General features: G+C 74.9%; 17 protein-coding genes. 7 read left to right on the top strand and 10 right to left on the bottom strand.

The window, feature by feature from the left end:
- Positions 1 to 34 precede the first annotated feature (34 nt).
- Entirely contained in the window at positions 35 to 436 is a 402-nt protein-coding gene (locus tag ACWC94_RS11520; protein ID WP_450796309.1) for a DUF5997 family protein, read from the bottom strand.
- A gap of 129 nt (positions 437 to 565) precedes the next feature.
- Between ACWC94_RS11520 and ACWC94_RS11515 the strand changes: the two genes are divergently transcribed.
- Positions 566 to 1,339 carry a LysR family substrate-binding domain-containing protein gene (locus ACWC94_RS11515; RefSeq protein ID WP_450796308.1) on the top strand — a complete coding sequence of 258 codons (774 nt, stop codon included), beginning with the start codon at positions 566 to 568 and terminating at the stop codon, positions 1,337 to 1,339.
- Positions 1,340 to 1,550: 211 nt separating this feature from the next.
- Here the strand turns inward: ACWC94_RS11515 and ACWC94_RS11510 are convergent, their stop codons facing one another.
- The 3 genes from ACWC94_RS11510 to ACWC94_RS11500 form a co-directional block, all read right to left on the bottom strand.
- Positions 1,551 to 3,014, bottom strand: coding sequence for an MFS transporter (locus ACWC94_RS11510; protein ID WP_450796307.1), 1,464 nt, complete (start codon positions 3,012 to 3,014; stop codon positions 1,551 to 1,553).
- A 174-nt stretch (positions 3,015 to 3,188) separates the two neighbouring features.
- Positions 3,189 to 3,884, bottom strand: a complete 696-nt coding sequence (locus ACWC94_RS11505) for an HAD family hydrolase (protein WP_450796306.1) — start codon at positions 3,882 to 3,884, stop codon at positions 3,189 to 3,191.
- Positions 3,885 to 3,904: 20 nt separating this feature from the next.
- Positions 3,905 to 4,381: an Lrp/AsnC family transcriptional regulator gene (locus ACWC94_RS11500; RefSeq protein ID WP_450796305.1), complete on the bottom strand. Its 477-nt coding sequence runs from the start codon at positions 4,379 to 4,381 to the stop codon at positions 3,905 to 3,907.
- Between the two features lie 229 nt (positions 4,382 to 4,610).
- Here ACWC94_RS11500 and ACWC94_RS11495 point away from each other — a divergent pair, with 229 nt between their 5' ends.
- Both ACWC94_RS11495 and ACWC94_RS11490 read left to right on the top strand, forming a co-directional pair.
- Positions 4,611 to 6,137, top strand: a complete 1,527-nt coding sequence (locus tag ACWC94_RS11495) for an FUSC family protein (protein WP_450796304.1) — start codon at positions 4,611 to 4,613, stop codon at positions 6,135 to 6,137.
- A 429-nt stretch (positions 6,138 to 6,566) separates the two neighbouring features.
- Positions 6,567 to 7,604, top strand: a complete 1,038-nt coding sequence (locus ACWC94_RS11490; protein ID WP_450796303.1) for a lactonase family protein — start codon at positions 6,567 to 6,569, stop codon at positions 7,602 to 7,604.
- 167 nt (positions 7,605 to 7,771) lie between these two features.
- On the opposite strand, the gene ACWC94_RS11485 is transcribed toward ACWC94_RS11490, so the two are convergent.
- From ACWC94_RS11485 to ACWC94_RS11470, 4 genes are all read right to left on the bottom strand, one after another.
- On the bottom strand, positions 7,772 to 8,698 hold the full coding sequence (locus tag ACWC94_RS11485; protein ID WP_450796302.1) for a sirohydrochlorin chelatase: 927 nt from the start codon (positions 8,696 to 8,698) through the stop codon (positions 7,772 to 7,774).
- A 217-nt stretch (positions 8,699 to 8,915) separates the two neighbouring features.
- The gene (locus ACWC94_RS11480) at positions 8,916 to 9,890 is read right to left on the bottom strand and encodes an N-acetylglucosamine kinase (protein WP_450796301.1); all 975 of its coding nucleotides are present in this window, start codon (positions 9,888 to 9,890) and stop codon (positions 8,916 to 8,918) included.
- Complete coding sequence (locus ACWC94_RS11475; protein ID WP_450796300.1) at positions 9,887 to 10,564, bottom strand: uracil-DNA glycosylase; 678 nt, start codon at positions 10,562 to 10,564, stop codon at positions 9,887 to 9,889. The genes ACWC94_RS11480 and ACWC94_RS11475 overlap by 4 nt, the downstream gene beginning before the upstream one ends.
- 96 nt (positions 10,565 to 10,660) lie before the next feature.
- On the bottom strand, positions 10,661 to 11,749 hold the full coding sequence (locus tag ACWC94_RS11470) for a WD40/YVTN/BNR-like repeat-containing protein (protein ID WP_450796299.1): 1,089 nt from the start codon (positions 11,747 to 11,749) through the stop codon (positions 10,661 to 10,663).
- A 288-nt stretch (positions 11,750 to 12,037) separates the two neighbouring features.
- Here ACWC94_RS11470 and ACWC94_RS11465 point away from each other — a divergent pair, with 288 nt between their 5' ends.
- Positions 12,038 to 12,628 (top strand): Rv1733c family protein, encoded by a 591-nt coding sequence (locus ACWC94_RS11465; RefSeq protein WP_450796298.1) that lies wholly within the window; start codon positions 12,038 to 12,040, stop codon positions 12,626 to 12,628.
- Positions 12,629 to 13,270: 642 nt separating this feature from the next.
- Here the strand turns inward: ACWC94_RS11465 and ACWC94_RS11460 are convergent.
- Positions 13,271 to 15,250: a HEAT repeat domain-containing protein gene (locus tag ACWC94_RS11460; protein ID WP_450796297.1), complete on the bottom strand. Its 1,980-nt coding sequence runs from the start codon at positions 15,248 to 15,250 to the stop codon at positions 13,271 to 13,273.
- A gap of 177 nt (positions 15,251 to 15,427) precedes the next feature.
- Positions 15,428 to 17,107, bottom strand: coding sequence for a DNA alkylation response protein (locus ACWC94_RS11455; protein WP_450796296.1), 1,680 nt, complete (start codon positions 17,105 to 17,107; stop codon positions 15,428 to 15,430).
- Positions 17,108 to 17,179: 72 nt separating this feature from the next.
- Here ACWC94_RS11455 and ACWC94_RS11450 point away from each other — a divergent pair, with 72 nt between their 5' ends.
- The 3 genes from ACWC94_RS11450 (at position 17,180) to ACWC94_RS11440 (ending at position 19,249) form a co-directional block, all read left to right on the top strand.
- Positions 17,180 to 17,938, top strand: a complete 759-nt coding sequence (locus ACWC94_RS11450) for a PaaX family transcriptional regulator C-terminal domain-containing protein (protein WP_450796295.1) — start codon at positions 17,180 to 17,182, stop codon at positions 17,936 to 17,938.
- Positions 17,935 to 18,354, top strand: coding sequence for a DUF6221 family protein (locus tag ACWC94_RS11445; protein ID WP_450796294.1), 420 nt, complete (start codon positions 17,935 to 17,937; stop codon positions 18,352 to 18,354). The genes ACWC94_RS11450 and ACWC94_RS11445 overlap by 4 nt, the downstream gene beginning before the upstream one ends.
- 253 nt (positions 18,355 to 18,607) lie before the next feature.
- A complete protein-coding gene (locus ACWC94_RS11440; protein ID WP_450796293.1) occupies positions 18,608 to 19,249 on the top strand; it encodes a hypothetical protein in 642 nt (213 codons plus the stop codon).
- Positions 19,250 to 19,251: the final 2 nt, after the last annotated feature.

Genomic DNA, 19,251 nt, shown 5'->3' with positions numbered 1-19,251 from the left:
GGGGAGCAAACGGGGGTGGGGGAGAAGGGGGAGATCAGCCGCGCTCGGCGGCGCGCTCCTGCTTCTCCTTCTTCACCTGCTTGACCCGCGCGGCCTCCTTGCGGACCTCGGCCTGTGTGGCGCGCTCCTTCTCCAGCCACTCGGGCCGCTCCTGCTTGAGCGCCTCGATCTGCTCGGTGGTCAGCGGCTCGGTGACCCCGCCGCGCGCGAGGCCCGCGATGGACACGCCGAGCTTCGCGGCGACCACCGGACGCGGGTGGGGGCCGTTGCGCCGCAGCTCGCTCAGCCACTCCGGCGGGTTCGCCTGCAGCTCGTTCAGCTCGGCGCGCGAGATGACGCCCTCCTGGAACGAGGCGGGGGTGGCGGGGAGGTACACACCCAGCTTCTTCGCCGCGGTCGCGGGCTTCATCGTCTGGGTGCTCTGCTGCGAACTCATGGGTCAAGGGTATCGGCCACGTGCCGGAGGGCCGACCACGACCGGTGACGGACAGCCGACCATGGCCGGTGACGGACAGCCGACCATGGCCGGTGCCGGTCGGCCGGCCACGGCCGGTAACCTGGCCTGGTGACAGGCTCGGAGGAATCACCGTCGTTCCGGCTCGCGTACGTTCCCGGAGTGACGCCCGCCAAATGGGCGAGGGTCTGGGGCGAGCGCCTGCCGGACACCCCGCTCACCCTCGTCCAGGTACCGGCCGCCGAGGCGCCGGAGGTGCTGCGCGCGGGCGAGGCCGACGCGGGCCTCGTACGGCTCCCCGTGGACCGGACGTTCTTCAGCGCGATCCCCCTCTACACCGAGACCACGGTGGTCGTCGTCCCCAAGGACCACCTGATCACGGCTGTGGACGAGGTGACTCTCGCCGACCTCGCCGAGGAAGTGGTCTTCCACCCCCTGGACGACGTCTTCGACTGGGACGCCCCGCCCGGCGAGCCCGCCTTCGAGCGTCCCGCGACGACGGAGGACGCGATCGAGCTGGTGGCCGCCAACGTCGGCCTCCTGGTCGTGCCGCAGTCCCTGGCCCGCCTGTACCACCGCAAGGACCTCACCTACCGGCCGGTCACCGACGCCCCCCAGTCGAGCGTCGCCCTGTCCTGGCCCGAGGAGGCCACCACCGACCTGGTGGAGGACTTCATCGGCATCGTCCGCGGTCGCACCGTCAACAGCACCCGGGGCCGTACGAAGCCTCAGGCCCCCGCACCGGCCGGGCAGCAGCGCAAGCGTGCCGAACCGGGGGGCACCCGGCAGAAGCCGGCGGCGAAGTCCACGGGGCGCACGTCACGCGCGCGTGCCGCGGGAGCCAAGCAGACACCCAAGCGGGGCAAGCCGCGCCGGAGGTCGTGAGGGCGGGAGCGGCACCCCACGGCGGAGTGCGGACCGGCGAACGGGGCCGGCCGACGAGCCACGAGGGCGGCGCGGCCCGGCCGACGCCGCGACGGACGCCCCCGCACCGGCACCCGTCGCAGTCATGCGTCTGGGCCGCCTCGCGCTCTGGCCACCCTGCCCTCCGCCCCGTGCCTTCCGCCCCTTGCCCCTTCCGCGCCCCTGCAGCCCCCTACGCCTCCTGCCGCGCCGTCTGTCCGGTCTGCTCGGTCTGTGGGCGGCCCCGGCGTTCCCACAGGTCGGCGAAGGCCAGGCAGAGGGCCAGCAGGATGATGCCGACACAGGTGAACAGGCCGTACTGCAGTGCGGTGGCCGGCTCGCCGTGGTTGGCCAGGTGGGCGAAGAACACCGAACCCACCACCGCGACACCGGCCGCCGAGCCGATGCGCTGCCCGGTCTGCAGCACCCCGCCCGCCGCCCCCGCCCGCCGCACCGGCACGAGGGTCAGGGTGAGCGTGGTGTTCGGGGAGGTGGTCAGGCCCGAGCCGATCCCGGCGAGCAGCATGGGAAGCGCGGCCGCCAGGGCCACGCCCCGCCCCGGTACCCAGTGCACGGCCGCGATGACGCCGAGGATCCCCACCGTCACCGTGCACAGCCCGGCGATGACCAGTCTGCGCCCGAAGCGCACGACCAGACGGCCGCCGACCGCGGCACCCACCGCCGTGCCCGTCGCGAAGGGCATGGACGACAGGGCCGCCGCCAGCGCGCTGTAGCCCATCCCGTTCTGCAGGAAGATCGTGTAGACGAAGAACAGCGTGGTGAAGCCGCCGAAGTACACCAGGCTCAGCAGCGCGCCGAGCGAGAAGGAGCGCAGTGCGAAGAGCCGCAGGTCGACCAGGGGAGCCCGGCCGTGCCGCTGCTGGCGCCGCTCCCACGTCCAGAACGCGGCCAGCAGCCCGGCGCCGGCCGGGAGCAGGGCCCACTTCAGCCGCCCGTGCCACTGCTGCTCCTGCACCAGGGGCAGCATCAGGGCGAGCACACCCGAGCCGAGCAGCAGGACACCCGGCACGTCGAAGCACTCCCGCCTGCCCGGTGCGCCGGGGGAGCGGGGCAGCAGCCGCAGCGCCGCGCAGAAGACGGCCACCCCGATGGGCAGGTTGACGTAGAACACCGAGCGCCAGCCGTCGTCCCCGCCGACCGCGTGCATCAGCAGACCGCCCACCAGCGGTCCGACCGCCGTGGAGAGGCCGATGGTGGCGCCCAGCATGCCGAACGCGCGGGCCCGTTCGGCGCCCTGGAACATCTGCTGGATCAGCGCCGTGGCCTGCGGCGAGAGCATGCCGGCCGACGCTCCCTGGACCAGCCGGAACAGCACCAGCCAGCCCGGGCCGGAGGACAGCCCGCAGGCCGCCGAGGCGAGCGTGAACAGGGCGAGCCCGGTCAGGAAGGTCTGGCGCTGTCCGCGCATGTCGCCGAGCCGCCCCGCCGGGACCAGGACCAGACCGAAGGTGAGCGCGTAGCCGGACACCACCCAGGACAGGTCGGCGGGGCTGGCGTGCAGCCCGCGCTCCACCGAGGGCAGGGCCACGTTCACGATCGACGTGTCCAGCAAGGACATGAAGGCCGCGGTCAGACAGACGGCGAGCGCTTTCCACCGTCGGTCGTCCCCGGCAGGGTCGGCCTGGTCTGTAGTCATGGGATCACGCTAGGCAGCCACCACGTCCCCCGCACGGCGGGAAAGCCTGTTCCGACCCGCACCGGCCCAGTCCTCAGCCCCCGGTGCCGTACGACGCCTTCCCTGCCGTCCCCGACGTGGACGAGCAGCGCGCCCTTGCTCCAATAGGGTGCCCCGGCCCCCAGCGGGTCGGGATCAGCCGGCCCGGGCCGCGGCCCGGAGCCATGTGTAGGCCGACTGCGCCGTGAACTCGGCCTGCCCGCCGCGCAGCAGCAGGGTCGCGGTGGCGAACCCGGGTGCGTCGGCCTGGGCGGCCACGTACGGGATCGCGACGCACCGCATACCGGCCGCGTGGGCGGCGGCCGCGCCCGCTGCCGCGTCCTCCAGGACCACGCAGTCGGCGGGGTTCGCGCCGAGCCGCCGGGCCGCCTCCAGGAAGACGTCGGGGGCGGGTTTGCCCCGCGGGACCTCGTCGGCCGAGACGACCGTGTGCAGGAACGCGTCGAGGCCGGTGCCCGCCAGGATCGCGTCCATGGCCTCGGGGGAGGATCCCGAGGCGACCGCCATGGCAACACCCTCGTCGGCCAGGAGCTCCACGAACTTGCGCATCTCCGGGTACGCGCGCGTGCCGGCGCGGGCCAGTTCCAGATAGCGGCGGTTCGTCGCGTCCAGCAGATCGTCGACACCGGCGCGCAGGCCGTAGCGTTCCCGCCACAGGGCCACGCTCTCCCGGGTGCTGATGCCGACATAGGTCTCGTGGTCCGCCCAGGTGAAGTCAGGGACGCCGTGCTCGGCCAGGGTCCGGCGGCTCGCCTCGTAGTAGTTCGGCTCGCTGTCCACCAGCGTTCCGTCGAGATCGAAGATGACCGAGAGGGCGCCGAGATCGCTCATGCGGTCCAGCATGCCAAGGGTCAGGCGCGGACCGCCCGGCCCACCGACTCCACCAGGGGCAGCAACCGGTACGGGACGCGTTCGCGCAGCGCCACCTCCGTGCGGGTGCGCACGACCCCCGGCAGGCTGATCAGCTTCTGGATGACGTCCTCCAGATGGGCGTTGTCCCGGCCCACCACCCGGGCGAGCAGATCCCCGCCGCCGGTGATCGAGAACGCCTCCACGATCTCCGGCACGGCCGCCAGCGCGTCCCCCACGTCGTCCAGGTGGCCCTGGGTGACCTCGATGTGCACGAACGCCAGGACCGGATGGCCCAGGGCGGCGGGGGAGAGGGAGGGGCCGGTGCCGGTGATCACGCCGTCCCGCTCCATACGGTCCATCCGGGCCTGGAGCGTGCCACGGGCGACGCCGAGGATGCGGGCGTACTCGCGCACGCTCGTGCGCGGCTGCTCCAGGAGCAGCCGCAGGATGCGGGTGTCGAGTTCGTCCACGGCCATGATGGACGACTGTACCAATGGCTCAGGATGCCGACCGCCGGGTGAGCCGCCCGACCTGGTCCGTTGGCATTCCGGTCGGCACGGCTGCCCGCTCGGTGATGTGCCAATGGCTCAGTGAATCGGACCACACTTGAGCCAGTGACCTCGGTGATGCTCTCATGGACCCGTCGATGGCGCTGCGGATTCCCGCGGCGCCTTTTGTGTGCGGTGTTCCCTGGGGAGGGCAGTAGTGGTGAAGAGGATGTTCGTGGCTCCGGACCCGGGACGGGCGCGGTTGCGCTTCGCCGCGCGGGCCGTCCTCGGCATCGGCCTCGCGGTCGTCGTCTGCCTCCTCGCCGGGCACTCCCTCCCGGGCGCGGTCACCGGCGGCCTCGCCGCCCTGCTGGCCCTGTTCACCGTCGCCGACCCGACCGTGCGCGGACAGGCGGTCACCACCGCGCTGCTGCCCGTCGTGGGCGTGCCGGTGCTCGCCGTGGCGGCCGGGCTGCACGACGTCCCCGTCGCGCGCGACCTGGCGTTCCTGGGTGTCGTCGGCGCCGGGGTGTACGCGCGCCGCTGGGGACCGCGTGGGCACAGCCTCGGCGTGTTCGCCTTCATGACGTTCTTCGTGGCCCAGTTCCTGCACGCCACCCCGGCGCAACTGCCCGAGCTGTACGCCGCCGTCCTGCTGTCCGTGCTCAGCGCGGCCGTGGTGCGCTTCGGGGTGTGGTGCTACGAGCGCCGGGTGCCCCCGGCCCCCGTACCGTCCCCCACTCCCGGCTTCGCTCGAGCGGGGGGACCCCCGTCGCCCGGCTGGCGCGATCTGGCCCGGGTGACCACGCGGCAGGCCGTCCAGGCGACCGCGGGCGCGGGCTTCGCGCTGGTCGTGGGCCAGCTGGTGTCCGGACAGCGCTGGTACTGGGCCGTCGGCGCCACCTGGTGGATCTTCGTCAACACCGCGTCGCGCGGTGAGACGCTGGTACGCGGCTTCCGCCGGGTCCTCGGCACGGTCATCGGCATCTGCCTGGGCTTCCTCGTCGCCGTCCCCGTGGACGGCGCGCCGGTACCGACGGCCGTCCTCGTCGCCGTCGCCGTGTTCGGCATCTTCTACACGGCCGCCGTCTCCTACACCTGGATGATGCTCTGGGTGACCCTGCTCGCCGAACTGCTCTACGGCCTCCTCGGTGTCCTCGATCCCGGCCTGCTCGCGCTGCGCCTGGCCGAGACCGGCGTGGGCGCGCTGGGCGCCGCGCTCGCCGTGCTGTTCGTCCTGCCGGTCACCACCCACGCTGTCACGGACGCCTGGATCCAGCGTGCCCTGCGCTGTGTGCACGCCTGCACGGCCGAGGCCGCGGCCCGCCTCGCCGGCTCCCCGACGGCGGACCCGGCGCCTCGCGTGGCCGAACTGGAGCAGTTGCTCGGCCGGGTCCGGCTGTCGGTGGCCCCGCTGGTGCACCCGCTGAACCCGATGCCGGCCCGCAAGCGGCGCGCCCGCAGGGTCCTCGCGCTCCTCGACGACTGTGCCCGCGAGGTCCGGGGACTGGTGGCCGTCGCCGCCGATCCCGAGGCCTCCCACGACGCACGCCTGGCCGCGGCCTGCTGGCGGGTGGAGGCCGCCGTCGAGGCGCTCACCGCGGGTCGTCCGGAGCCTGTCCACCATGCCGCCGAGCCGCCCTCCGAACCGGCCCTGGCCCACCTGCACGGCCTGGAACGCGCCCTTGCCGACCTGGCCGAACCCCTGCGCGAGCCGTCGGGGTCGCGGTTGGCGGGGGCGTGAACGGCCCCCCTTGGGGAGGCGGCCGGCGCGGAACCGGGCGGGGTGCCCAGGGGGCGCGCGGCACGTGGGGGGACGAAGCCGGTCACGGCCCGGGGTGCGGCCGGCGGGGTGCGGGCCGGCCAGGTGAGCGGCACCGCAGGCGTGAGCTCGTCAGGACAGCCGTGGCCGGTGGAGGCGGGAGCTCGGGGGCGTGGGACTGCGCGTGAGCCGGTCGCACAGGGATCGGGGCCGGTGGGGGCCGGCGAGCCGGTTGCGCAGGGGCGCGGCTCGCGGCGGCCCGGGCCCGTCACTGGAGGGGCGGGGAGTCGGCGCAAGGGTGTGTACGGAGAGGAACCGCCCCGCGTGCGCGCCTTCTTGGTCTAGACCGGCCTGGTCGACTGCTACGGTCGGCCCGGGACGGGCTCGACCGAGGACCGAGAGGGGACAGCGGTGGCAGAGGACGGCAGGCCCGGCAGGCGCCGGGCGTTCATCGGCTCGTTCACGGCAGCGGGCGGCCCCGGCCTCGTGACCGCCGCGGTCGCGCCGGACGGCGGCGCCCTGACGCTGGGGCCCGCCGTGAACGACGTACCCGACCCGTCCTACCTGGCCCTGTCGCCGGACGGGGGGACGCTCTACGCGGTCAGCGAGACGGCCGAGGGCGCCGTCGCCGCCTACCGCGTCAACGGCGGCCGGCCCGTGCTCGCCGGAGCGCCCGTACCGGTCGACGGCAGCGGACCGGCCCACCTCGGCCTCTACGCAGGACATGTGCTGACCGCCAACTACGGCTCCGGCAGCGTCACCGCCGTACCCCTGCGCCCGGACGGCACCCTGGCGGCCAAGCCCTCCGGGCGGCTGCAGCACACCGGCTCCGGTCCGCACGACCGGCGCCAGCGCGGACCGCACGTCCACCAGGTGCAGGCCGACCCGAGCGGCCGGTGGGCCGTCAGCGTCGACCTCGGCACCGACTCGGTACGGGTCTGCACCCTCGCGGACGGCGCCCCCGCCCTGCACCGCGAGTTCGCCCTGCGCCCCGGCTCAGGCCCCCGCCATCTCGCCTTCCACCCGGACGGCGCGCACGCCTACGTCGTCAACGAACTCACCCCCACGGTGACCGTGTGCCGCTGGGACGCCGAGGCCGGCTCCCTCAAGCCGCTGACCGAGGTCCCGGTGCTGCCCGGTGCGCCTGCCGGGGACGCCTATCCGTCCGGCATCGTGGTGGCGCCCGACGGTCGCTTCGTGTGGACCGCGACCCGCGGTGAGGACGTCCTGTCGGTCCTCGCCGTCGAGGGAGGGACACTCCGGCTGACCGGCACGGTGCCGTGTGGCGGGCACTGGCCGCGGGCGCTCGCCGAGTACGGCGGCTTCCTGTACGCGGCCAATGAGCGCTCCGGCGAGGTGACGTGGTTCGCCGTGGACGAGACGACGGGGGTGCCCTGTTACGACGGTTCGGTGCCGGTTCCCGCGGCCTCCTGCGTCGTCTTCGGCTGAGGCCCCGCCCTGCCCGCCCCGCCCCCGCTTCACGTCTGCGGCCTGCCCTCCCGACTCCCGCCTCCGCCCGAGGCGTCTTCGCCGAACCGCCCGTGACGAGGCGAAGGGCCCGCTCCTGGGTGCGGAGCGGGCCCTTCGCCGTATGCGTGCCGTGTGCCGGCGTGCGGTCAGCGGACCGGCATGCCCTGCGGCTGCTGCGGGGCGATGCCCAGTGCCGTCGTGTACTTGGCGAGGGCGAGCTTGCCGATCGCCGGGTATGCGCCGAGCGCCTCGGCGGTGGCGCAGCCCACCTCCTCGGCCGCCGCCGCCAGCAGCGCCGGGTCGATCTCCGGGCCGATCAGATACGGCGCCAGTGCCAGCTGCTGCGAGCCCGAGGAACGCAGCTGCTCGGCGACGGAGGAGATCGAGCCCTCCTGGTCCAGGGCCGCCGCCATCACCGGCACCGCCAGGCGCGCGGCGAGCAGCATGCCGGTGATCCCGGCCGCCTGCACGGCCTCCTCGCCGCCCACGGACGCCAGGATGATGCCGTCCGCGGCGGTGGCCACCGTGAACAGGCGCGCGCGGTCGGCCCGGGCCAGACCCGCCTCGGACAGCCGCACGTGCAGCGCCTCGGCGAGCAGCGGGTGCGGGCCGAGCACATCGGTCAGCTCGGCGGCGACCCGGCTGTCCATCACGGACTGGCGGATCTGCCGGAGCAGGGCGCTGTCCGGGCCGGCCAGCAGCGGGACGACGACCGCGACCGGACCGTCGGGCTCCTTGACCCCTTCGAGCCCGGCGGCGAGGGCCTGCTCGTAACGGGCCGTGCGCTCGTCGGCGGCGCGCGCGAGCACGGAACGCAGCGTGGGGAACTCGACGTCGTCCCCGTCCAGGTATCCGATCCGGACGTCCAGGCCGGGCAGCTCGGAGCGGGCGATGCTCACGACCTCCTCGGCGAGCGCGCGCGTGGCGGCGCTGGGCGCACCGGGCACCGCGAGGGCGAGCGCGGGCGCACCCTCGGGAGCCACCAGCGGTTCCGGTCGGCGGTGCCGTCCGGGCTGGCGGGGTCGCGGCATTCGTACTGGCAGGCCGGACTCGGGCCCAGTGGGGGTGCTCATGGCGCCGCATGTTACTGGCTTCGGGGGTTCCTCCGTTCGGGGAGGGTGCAGGTGAGCGGTTTCCGTCCGGTTTTGTCTGATGAGTGACAAGCGGATGACACATGTTCAGAGCACGTGCCGAGAACATAGGCCGACAAAAGGATGGCAGGGGGATGACAGGGAGCGAAAAGGAGCGAAACGGAGTGGAAGAGGGGGCGATCCGCTTTTGCCGGGGACTTCAATCGGCTTGTACCGGGACCACGTAGAGCATGGCCTTTTCACCCGGCAGGGTGAGCCGGCCGGACGCCAGGTCGGCCGCGATCCGCACGGCGCCGTGCAGCGGGTCGCTCTCGGCCGGCACCTGCCGGGCGTGCGGCAGCCTGCTCGCCAACTCCTCGCGCAGGGGGACGAGCAGCGGATCGCCCAGGCGGAACAGGCCACCGGTGAGCGCCACTCGGGGTGTGCCGTCCGCCGGGCACACGGCCGTCGCGGACTCGGCCATGTGCCGGGCCGCCGCGCACACGATGTCCGCGGCGATGGGGTCCTGCGCGGCGCAGGCGGCCACCTGAGGCGCGAAGGAGGCCAGTACGGCGGGCCGGTCGGAGCGGGGGTAGAGCAGGCCCGGCAGGCCGCGCACCGGCCCGAACTGCTCCTCCGCGCGGGCCAGCAGCGGTGCCGAGCCGCCGTCCCGGCCGTCGTGGGCGCGCAGCGCTGCCTCCAGGCCGGCCCGCCCGATCCACGCGCCGCTGCCGCAGTCCCCGAGCAGATGGCCCCACCCGTCGGCCCGGCGCCAGGCGGTGAGGTCGGTGCCGACCGCGATCAGCCCGGTACCCGCGGCGAGTACCACGCCCGGACGCGGTCCGAGGGCCCCGACGTAGGCGGTGACGGCGTCGGCGGCGAGCGCCACCCGCCGTGCGCCCAGTTCGCGGGCGAGGGCGCCGGGCAGTTCGGCGCGCAGGGCGTCGCCCAGGCTGGCGAACCCGGCGGCGCCGACGACGGCCGTCTCCAGCCGGCCGATCCCGGCCTCGGCGGCGGACGCCCGGGCCAGCGGGACGAGCTGGGCCGTCAGATGGGCGGGATCGATGCCCCGCGCACCCGTGCGGACCGGTTCCCGTGACTCCCGCTGTGCGGCGGGAGCCCGGCCCGGCACACCGACGGCGACCCGCAGACCCGAGCCTCCGGAGTCGACCGCCAGATAGCCGGGGACGGTCACGGCAGTCGCCAGTCCACCGGCTGGCCGCCCTGCTGCATCAGCAGGTCGTTGGCCCGGCTGAACGGACGTGAGCCGAAGAACCCGTAGTCGGCCGACCTGGGCGACGGGTGCGGGGACTCCACCGCCGGCAGACTGCCCAGCAGGGGACGCAGATTGCGGGCCTCCCGGCCCCAGAGGATGGAGACCAGCGGTTTGCCACGGGCCGCCAGGGCCCTTATCGCCTGCTCGGTGACCTCCTCCCAGCCCTTGTCACGGTGGGCGCCCGGGCGGCGCGGAGCCACGGTCAGCGCCCTGTTGAGCAGCAGCACGCCCTGCTGGGTCCAGGGCGTCAGGTCGCCGTTGGACGGCTGGGGCAGGCCCAGGTCGGCGTTCAGCTCGCGGAAGATGTTGATCAGGCTCGGCGGGAGCGGGCGTACCTCGGGCGCGACCGAGAACGACAGGCCCACCGCGTGCCCCGGGGTGGGATACGGGTCCTGACCGACGATCAGGACCCGTACCTCGTCGAAGGGCTGCTGGAAGGCCCGCAGGACGTTCGGTCCGGCCGGGAGGTAGGTGCGTCCCGCGGCGATCTCCGCGCGCAGGAAGTCGCCCATTCCGGCGATCCGTCCGGCGACGGGTTCCAGGGCCTTCGCCCAGCCCGGTTCGACGATTTCATGCAAGGGTCGTGGTGCCACGGGCGTCACCCTACTGCCGGGGACATCCGGGTGATCAACCGATGGCCAAGCCCGAAAGCCCCACCGGTGACGCCCCGCGCGGCCCGCCCGCGCGTTTCAGCCGATCACCGCCGCCCGCACGCACAGCACGTCCGGCAGGTGCGCCGCCAACTGCTGCCAGCTGTCGCCGTCGTCGGCCGAGGCGAACACCTCGCCGTTGCGGTTGCCGAAATAGACCCCCGCCGGTTCGGCGTCGTCGGTGCACAGGGCGTCCCGCAGCACCGTGCCGTAGTGATCCTTCTCCGGGAGCCCCTTGGACAGCGGCTCCCAGGTCCGGCCCGCGTCCGTGGTGCGGAAGACCCGGCAGCGATGCTCGGCGGGGACCCGGTCCGCGTCGGCGTTGATCGGGAAGACGTACGCCGTGTCGGCCCGGTGCGGATGCGTGGCCACCGCGAAGCCGAACGTGGACGGCAGATCCGCGCCGATGTCCGTCCAGTGCCCGCCCGCGTCGTCGCTTCGGTACACCCCCCAGTGGTTCTGCAGATACAGCCGGTCCGGGTCGCCCGCGTCCTTGGCGATCTTGTGCACGCACTGGCCGAACTCCGGGTTCGGATCGGGCAGGAACACCGCCGACACACCCGAGTTGGACGGCGCCCAGCTCGCGCCGCCGTCGGTGGAGCGGAACACCCCGGCCGTCGAGACGGCCACGGTCACCGCGCGCGGGTCACGGGCGTCGGTGACCACGGTGTGCAGTCCCTCACCGCCGCCGCCCGGCACCCACCGCGAGCGCGTCGGGTGCTCCCACAGCGGCCGGACCAGTGCGAAGCTCTCGCCGCGGTCCTCCGAGCGGTACAGCGCCGCGGGCTCCGTGCCGGCGTAGACCACGCCGGGCTCGGCGGCGGCCGGGTGCAGCTGCCAGACGCGCTCCAGGGAAGCTCCGGTGTCCTGGGGGAACTTGACGGCCGGCTGCGGCGGTTCGGTCCAGGTGCGGCCGAGGTCGTCGGAGTGGAAGACCGACGGACCCCAGTGCGTGCTGTCGCCGCCGGCCAGCAGCCGCGGCCGGTCCCCCCGGGTGTCGATCGCGACCGAGTAGACCGCCTGCGCGTTGAAATACGGACTGTCGTCGAACTCCCAGGCGCCGCCGCCCCTTCGGCGCCCGATGAACAGACCTTTGCGGGTGCCCACCGCCAGCAGTACCTCGGTCATGCCGATCACCTCCGGGACGCCGTCGTCCAGGTAGTCGTGAGTCAGGTAGTCGTCAGTTATCGGCCAGTCTGCACCCCGCCACTGACACTCTCCCTCGGAGTGCACGTTCCCGCAGGTCACGACGGTGTCGTCGGCTCGCGACGAAGATCGGCCGGGGTTCGTTGCGGCATGCGCCTGCGCGGACGGGGCGTCTCGTGCGACCGTCGGGGAGACGGCTCGTCGTGAGCAACGGGGCGGTCTCCCGCGTATGGGAGGGCGGTCCGGCCGGTCGGTGCGCTCGTGAGGAGGATGCCTTTGAAGGCGTTCCGTGGTCCGAAGGTGTGGCTGTGGCGCTGGCGGCGCAACCCGCTCAGACGCCGGGCCGACATGGTGGAGGCCTGGGTGGTGCTCGGCGCCTGGCTGCTGACCGTCATCGCGGGGGTCACGGCGGGACTCGTGGCGTCCCGGTCGGTGGAACACGGACTCGCCGGGGAGCGGGCGGCCTGGCGCCCCGTCATGGCCCGTGTCGTGGCCCGGGCCCCGGGAAGCTCGCCCGCGCACGGCCGCACCTCTTCCGGCGATCAGGTCTGGGCCAAGGTGCGCTGGACGGTGGCCGACGGCTCCACCCGCACCGGTCAGGTCCGGGTCGAGCCCGGCAGCAAGGCGGGCACGCCGGTCACCGTCTGGACCGACCCGCAGGGGAGTCTCGTCAGCCGTCCCACCTCCGCCGCGGAGGCCGCCTTCCGCGGCACCCTGATCGGCTGCCTGGTGGGTGTGAGCAGCGCGGCCGTCCCCTTCGTCGGCGGCCTCGCCCTGCGCGCCCGTCTGGAACGCCGCCGCATGGACGCCTGGGACACGGAATGGGCACGCCTCGGACCCCAGTGGGGACGCATGGTCTGACCATGGTCACCGGCCCGCTTTCCTGCGGGCCGGGAAATCCGTCCCGCCTTCCTGTACGGGCGGGATCCCGGCCCGCCTTTCTGCAACGGCCGGGGATCCGGGCCCGGTAACGGCCGGGGACCCGGCCCGCAGCCGCAGCCGCAGCCGCCGACATCGAGCCGACCCGGCCGAGCCGTGCGTGGCGCACCGGGCCGGGCTGTACGTGGCGTACCCGGTCGGGCCGTGCGTGGCGCCCGGCGCCGCGTCCCGTGTGTCGGCCGCAGGGGCGAACGGGCGGTCGGCCCGTCCTCCGACGCGTGGCGCGGGCAGCCCGGCCCAGGTGGGGAGGCAGGTCCACGCGGTGGGCAGACGGCCTCGCCCTCGGAGGCGTCGGCCGCCCGGGCGCGTCTTCTGTCATCGCGACCGCCGGGGGACGCAGGGCAGCGGCGAGGCCGGGAACGGCCTGGCGTCGTTCGGCGACGCCGATTCCGTCAGCCCCGACTTCGAACCGGTTGAGAAGGCCGCCTGCGTCGTCTGCCGAAGCCGTCGGTTGAACGCCGGGGCGAACCGGCCTGGAACCACGCCCGCTGGAGCGTCACCGTCGTCGAGGCGCACCGCCGCGTCCGTGAACCCATCGGCTCCGGCGAGTGCCTGCGGTGATCCCTACATCGCCGCCAGTGCCTCGCGACACGCCCTCAGCAGCGCCTCGTCCTCCGGTACGGCCTGGCCGCCGTGGCCCCGCGGGTGAGCCGGAAGGCGGCGCGGAGCGGCCAGTTCCGCCGCCACCAGGTGCCGTAGCGGGGCGGCGGCCGGGCTCATCGTGATGAGGCACCGCGCGATCGGAGCGCGGGTGTGCGGGTCGTCCGCCCAGGCCGCCCGGAACGCGGGCAGGACCGGCTCGGGATCCCCGTCGATGCGCCAGAGCGCGCAGGCGGCCGACACCCGCTCCCGCGCCGACCGCGAGCAGGCCATCCGGCGCAGTGCGGGCAGCGCGGAGCGCGCGGCCGGCCCCAGTCCGCCGAGCTGCCCGGCGGCCCGGCACCGGCGCTCCGGATCGGCCTGGGCCAACTCCCGCAGCAGCACGGGGAGTACGGCGGAGTCGTCCTGGTGCGCCGACCAGAGGGCGCCGGCCGCGGCGGCGGCGTGCCGGGTGTGCAGCAGTGCGCGCAGGACGGGTACCGCATGCGCGGTGGCGCCCAGCGCCGCCAGCGTCTCGACGGCCCGTCCCGCGATCGCGTCCCGTGCTCCCAAGCCGTCCGGAGCCCCCGAGAGCAGCCGCAGCACCTCCGGCACCGCGGCGTCGTCCCCGAGGGCGACGGTCGCCGCCAGCAGCGGGGCGGCGAGCCGGGCGGCGGAGGGCGAGGCGGGCGGGATCCGGCCGAGCCGGTGCCGTACCGCGGGGGCGAGGGGGGCCGCGGCGGCGCCCAGGCGGGCCAGTGCGAACCCGAGGTCCACCGGCGCGGCCGGGCCGGCCAGCAGTTGGGCCAGGGCCGGGAGCGCGCGAGCATCGCCGCTCCCGGCCAGCGCCTTGAGCGGCCCGCCCAGCGTGGGGGAGCCGCGCTCGAAGCGGTGCGTCCACAGGTCGGGCCGGGCGTACACCAGCGCGTGCAGCTCGTCCGCGGCGGGCGCGGCGAGCGGGCCCAGCTCCGACAGGACCGCGACCGCCGCGTCCCGTAACCGGTCCTGCTCCGCGGGCAGTTGGGCGCCGAGCAGCCGGACCGTACCGCTGTGGTCGCCGCGCCAGCCGCGCAGCAGGGCCGCCGCCATCCACACGGCGTTGCACCGGTCCACCGGGTCCGGGCTGGTCAACTGCCCGCCCAGGAGCGCGGCCCGGTCGTCCACCCGGTCGCCGAGCCCGGTGTGCAGGGTGCGCAGCAGACGGGAGCCCTCCTCGTCGGACGGGCGCAGCCGCCGTAAGCGCCCGACGAGCGTGTCGGCGGCGGGCTCGGGGAGCCGGGCACGGTGGGCGGAGCGCTCCCGGAGCAGCCGGACCGCCGTCGGCACGACATCGGCGGGCAGCCGGCCGGGCGCGACGAGCGCGAGCTGGCCGAGCGCGGCGAGCCGCAGCCCCGGGGGGTACGGCGGCGTACTCTGCTCGGCCAGGAGGCCCACCGCGGCGTCGGCGTGCGCGGGGTACCGGCGGACGAACAGGCCGAGCGCCTCCGTGAGGGCGAGCAGAACGCGGTCGTCCCGCTCGGTCCGCAGCCGCTGGCGCAACAGGTCCAGGACCCGCGCGGGTGCGGTCAGGAAGTGCACGAGGGCCCCGGCGGCGGCCCGGCGCACCGCCGGATCTGGGTCCTGGGAGAGCGGGACGAAGATTTCGGCGCCCGCGCACACCGCCTCCCGTGCGCGCGGGTCCCCGTCCGCGCTGTCCGCGCCGATGCCGACCAGCAGTTCCATGACGCCGGACCGGTCCGGAATCTCCTCGCGGGCCACGAGCGAGAGCAGGAAGGGGACGCAGGCCAGTGTCGAGTCGTACACACACCCCTGGTGGTGCAGCGCGCGGTACATCCCGTCGAGCGCGGTCGCCCGCTCGGCGGTGTCCGTGGACGCCAGTGCCCGTAACCATCCGGGCACGTCCTCCGCCGTGCCGTACGCGTGCCGCAGCGAGGCCCAGTCGACCTCGTCGATCCCCGTGACCACGTTGTCCTCCCCAGACGAGTGCCACCTGATCGCGAGTGTGCACCACGGCACCGACAACGGTGGGGAACCGCGCGCTGACTGTGTGCGATCCGTCGGCTGTCACCGGCCAGGGAGCGGGCGGCCGGCGGTCGTCCGGCGGGGGCGCGCGAGCGGTGTGCGCGCCCCCGGCGGGAGGTGTCAGTTCAGGCCGGGCAGGGCTCGTTCCAGGATCGCGCCGAGGCCCGCCCCGGTCGGCAGGGTGCCGAACGCGTGCCCCCAGTCGCCGCCCAGCCGGCTCGCGCAGAAGGCGTCCGCGACCGGGTGCGGGGCGTGCCGGACCAGCAGGGACGCCTGGAGGGCGAGCGCCATCCGCTCGACCAGCCGGCGGGCGCCCACCTGGTCCGTTTCGGCCAACTGGTCCTTGAGCGCGGCGACGGCCGCGTCCAGGCGGGCGTCCGCCCCGCGCGCGAGGGCGAGTTCGGCGAACAGGGCCTCGGCGGTGTCCGGTTCCCGGCCGAGGGCGCGCAGCACGTCGAGCGCGTTGACGTTGCCCGACCCCTCCCAGATCGACAGCAGCGGCGCCTCCCGGTAGTGCCGGGGCATGCCCGAGTCCTCGACGTACCCGTTGCCGCCCAGGCATTCCAGCGCCTCCGCGGTGAACGCCGGGCCCCGCTTGGTGACCCAGTACTTGCCGACGGCGGTCGCGATCCGCCGGAAGGCGCGTTCCCCGGCGTCCCCGCGCACCGCGCGGTCGGCCGCCCCGGCCAGCCGCAGGGTGAGCGTCGTCGCCGCCTCCGACTCCAGTGCCAGGTCGGCCAGGACGTTGCGCATCAGCGGCTGGTCGATCAGCCGGGCCCCGAACGCGCTGCGGTGCCGGGCGTGGTGGCCCGCCTCGACCAGCGCCTTGCGCATCAGGGTCGCCGAGGACATCACGCAGTCCAGCCGGGTGCAGTTGACCATCTCGATGATGGTCTTCACGCCCCGCCCCTCCGGACCGACCAGCCAGGCCACCGTCCGGTCGAACTCCGGCTCGGAGGAGGCGTTGGAGCGGTTGCCCAGCTTGTCCTTCAGGCGCTGGATGCGGAAGGTGTTGCGGCTGCCGTCCGGCAGCACGCGCGGCACCAGGAAGCACGACAGCCCGGCGGGGGCCTGTGCCAGGACCAGGAAGACGTCGCACATCGGCGCCGACGTGAACCACTTGTGCCCCCGCAGCGTGTACACGCCGGGCTCACCGGTGGGCGTGGCCACGGTGGTGTTCGTCCGGACGTCCGACCCGCCCTGCTTCTCGGTCATGCCCATCCCCGCGAGCAGCCCCGGCTTCTCGGCCGGCACACGCAGTTCGGGGTCGTACTCCCGGCTGGTGAGCAGCGGTTCGTACACCTTGGCCAGATCCGGCTGGGCGCGCAGCGCGGGCACGGCGGCGTACGTCATCGACGTCGGACAGCCGTGGCCGGCCTCCGTGTGCCCCCACACCAGACCGCCCGCGCTGCGGGCCACATGGGCGCCGGGCCGCTCGTCCGCCCAGGGCGCTCCGGCGAGGCCCTCGGCGACCGCCGTGCGCATCAGGTGGTGCCAGCTGGGGTGGAACTCCACCTCGTCGACACGGTGACCGTAGCGGTCGTGGGTGCGCAGGACCGGCTCGTACCGGTTCGCCAGGTCCCCCCACTCCTGCGCCTCGGTGCTGCCGGCGCGCGCCCCCAGCCGCCGGATGTCCTCCTCGGCCCACCCGGCGCCCTCCCGGCGCAGCCCTTCCAGCAGGGCCCGGTCGTCGGAGGCGTCGTAGGGGGCCAGGGGCGGCGCCTGGTTGGTGACGTCGTGCGTGGCGTACGGCGGCTGGGGCTGGGGCCGCGCGGGTGACTGTGCGGGAATCGAGACCATGCGAGCATGTTGCACTCATCCTGCGGTTGTAGCAATGATGCAATACGGAGGGCGCACGTACAGTACGTGCCCATGCGCATGAACGTCCCGCCGGAGCCGGAGGAGGCAGGCCTGCGGCCGCTGTCCGCGCGGTCGGTCGTACTGAGCCTGCTCCTCGGCGCGCACCCGGCGGAACTCCCGGTGAAGGACCTGGTCCGGCTGGTGGAGCCCTTCGGCGTCGGCGGCTCCACGTTGCGGGCCGCGCTGAGCCGGATGGTGACCGCGGGGGACCTGCGGCGTACCGACGCGGTCTACCGGCTCAGCGACCGGCTGCTGGCCCGCCAGCAGCGCCAGGACGAGGCGCTGCGGCCCGCCGCGCGCGCGTGGGACGGCGACTGGGAAATGGTGGTGATCACGGCGACCGGCCGCGGCCCCGCCGAACGCGCCGAACTGCGCACCCGGTTGGCCGCCCTGCGCCTGGCCGAACTCCGCGAGGGCGTGTGGCTGCGTCCGGCCAACCTCCACCGTGGCCTGCCGGACCTGCTGCACTCCGTGGCCCGGACGTACACCGCGCGCCCCGACGAGCCCCACCAGGACCTGGTCGCCCGGCTCTGGCCGCTGGACGGCTGGGCGGACACCGCGCGGACGCTGCTGGCGCACACAGCCGCCGCCCGGAGTCCCGCGGACCGCCTCACCGCCTACGCCGCGGCCGTACGCCACCTGCTCACCGACCCCGTCCTGCCGCCGGCACTCCTGCCCGCCGACTGGCCGGGGGAGGCCCTGCGCAACGCCTACGCCGGGTATCAGCGGGAGTTGGCCGCGTCGGTGGGACTCAGGGAGCGTGCCGCGTGACGCCCGCGGCCCTCGAACGGTTCCTGCGGGCCCGGCTCCAGGAGGAGGAACGGGTGGCCCGCGACGCGATCACCGGCGCACCCGGCGCGGTCTGGGGCGTCATCGCGGACCACATCGAGCAGGTGCTCACCTCCCAGGACCGCGGGACCACGCACACGCCCCTGGTGCAGTTCGGCGCCGAGGACCCGGTGCGACTGCTCACCCATGTGGCGCGTCATGATCCGGCGCGCGTCCTGCGGAACGTCGAGGCGGGCCGGGCGCTGCTGGCGGAGCACCGCACGGCGGAGGACGGCCGGTGCCGCACCTGTGCCGCAGCCACCGGAGGGAGCCGGCAGCCGGCCCCGTGCGCCACGCTCAGGCTCCTCGCCCTGCCGTTCGCCGGGCACCCCGGGTACGACGAGGCGTGGCGCCCGTAGCCGGCACGGCTCACTCGCAGGCGGACCGGGGACCGGCTGCACGGGGATCCCGAGGGCTACCGGATCCCCGGATGTCCGGGCCGCGGTGCTCGCTCTCAGGGGGCCGGCGCTCGTGCGGGGGCGGTGAGGGTGGCGCCGAAGCGGTCCGAGGGGTTCCCTGGGAAGAGGGCGCCCCCGGGTGGAACCAGGGGATGACCAGCACGGTGGTGGGCACTCGGTGGGGCACATAAGGCGAACTCACCCGAGGAGAGTCATGGCTGAGCAGAAGTCGTCGGTCCTCACGGCGCCCCTGCACGGCGCGGCCTCGGTGCTGCGCAAGGTCCCGGGTGCCGGGATGGTGAGCAGGGCCGCCGAAGGGACACTGGACAAGGTCGGTGCGGTGTCGCCCCGCGGGCGGCGCATCGCCGTGTACGCGGGGGCCGGAGTACTTGGTGCCGTCGGCGCGGTGGAGTGGCCCGTGGCCCTCACGGGCGCCGCCGTGGCCTGGCTCACCCAGCCCCGGCCCGCGCACCCGGCCGAGCAGGAGAGCGGGGCCGGGCCGGGGTCCGAACCCGCCCATGACCTCGGCACCGCGGCCCTCAGGTCCGGCCACGGCGCCGGATCACGCACGGCCGGCGGCTCGGGTGGAGCGGCATCGGCGGAAGCCGGGGGCACACCCGGCGGCACGGACGCGGCCGTCTCCGGCGGGGGCGGGACGGACGCGGCCGGGAGCACCGGGGCCTCGAGCGGGGGCGGGGCTGCCGCGGGCGACCGGACATCCGGCGGCGGCCGGACCCACGGAAGCAGCAGGTCGACCGGCGGTGCCCGGACCTCCCGCGGCGCCGAGGGCTCGGCGGTCAAGCCGTCCCCCGGTCCGCTCGGTCCCACGGCGCGGCCCGACCGCACCACGCTCTGAGG

The organism is Streptomyces sp. NPDC001135 (genome assembly GCF_053598395.1).
This window is presented reverse-complemented; position numbering and strand designations above follow the sequence as displayed.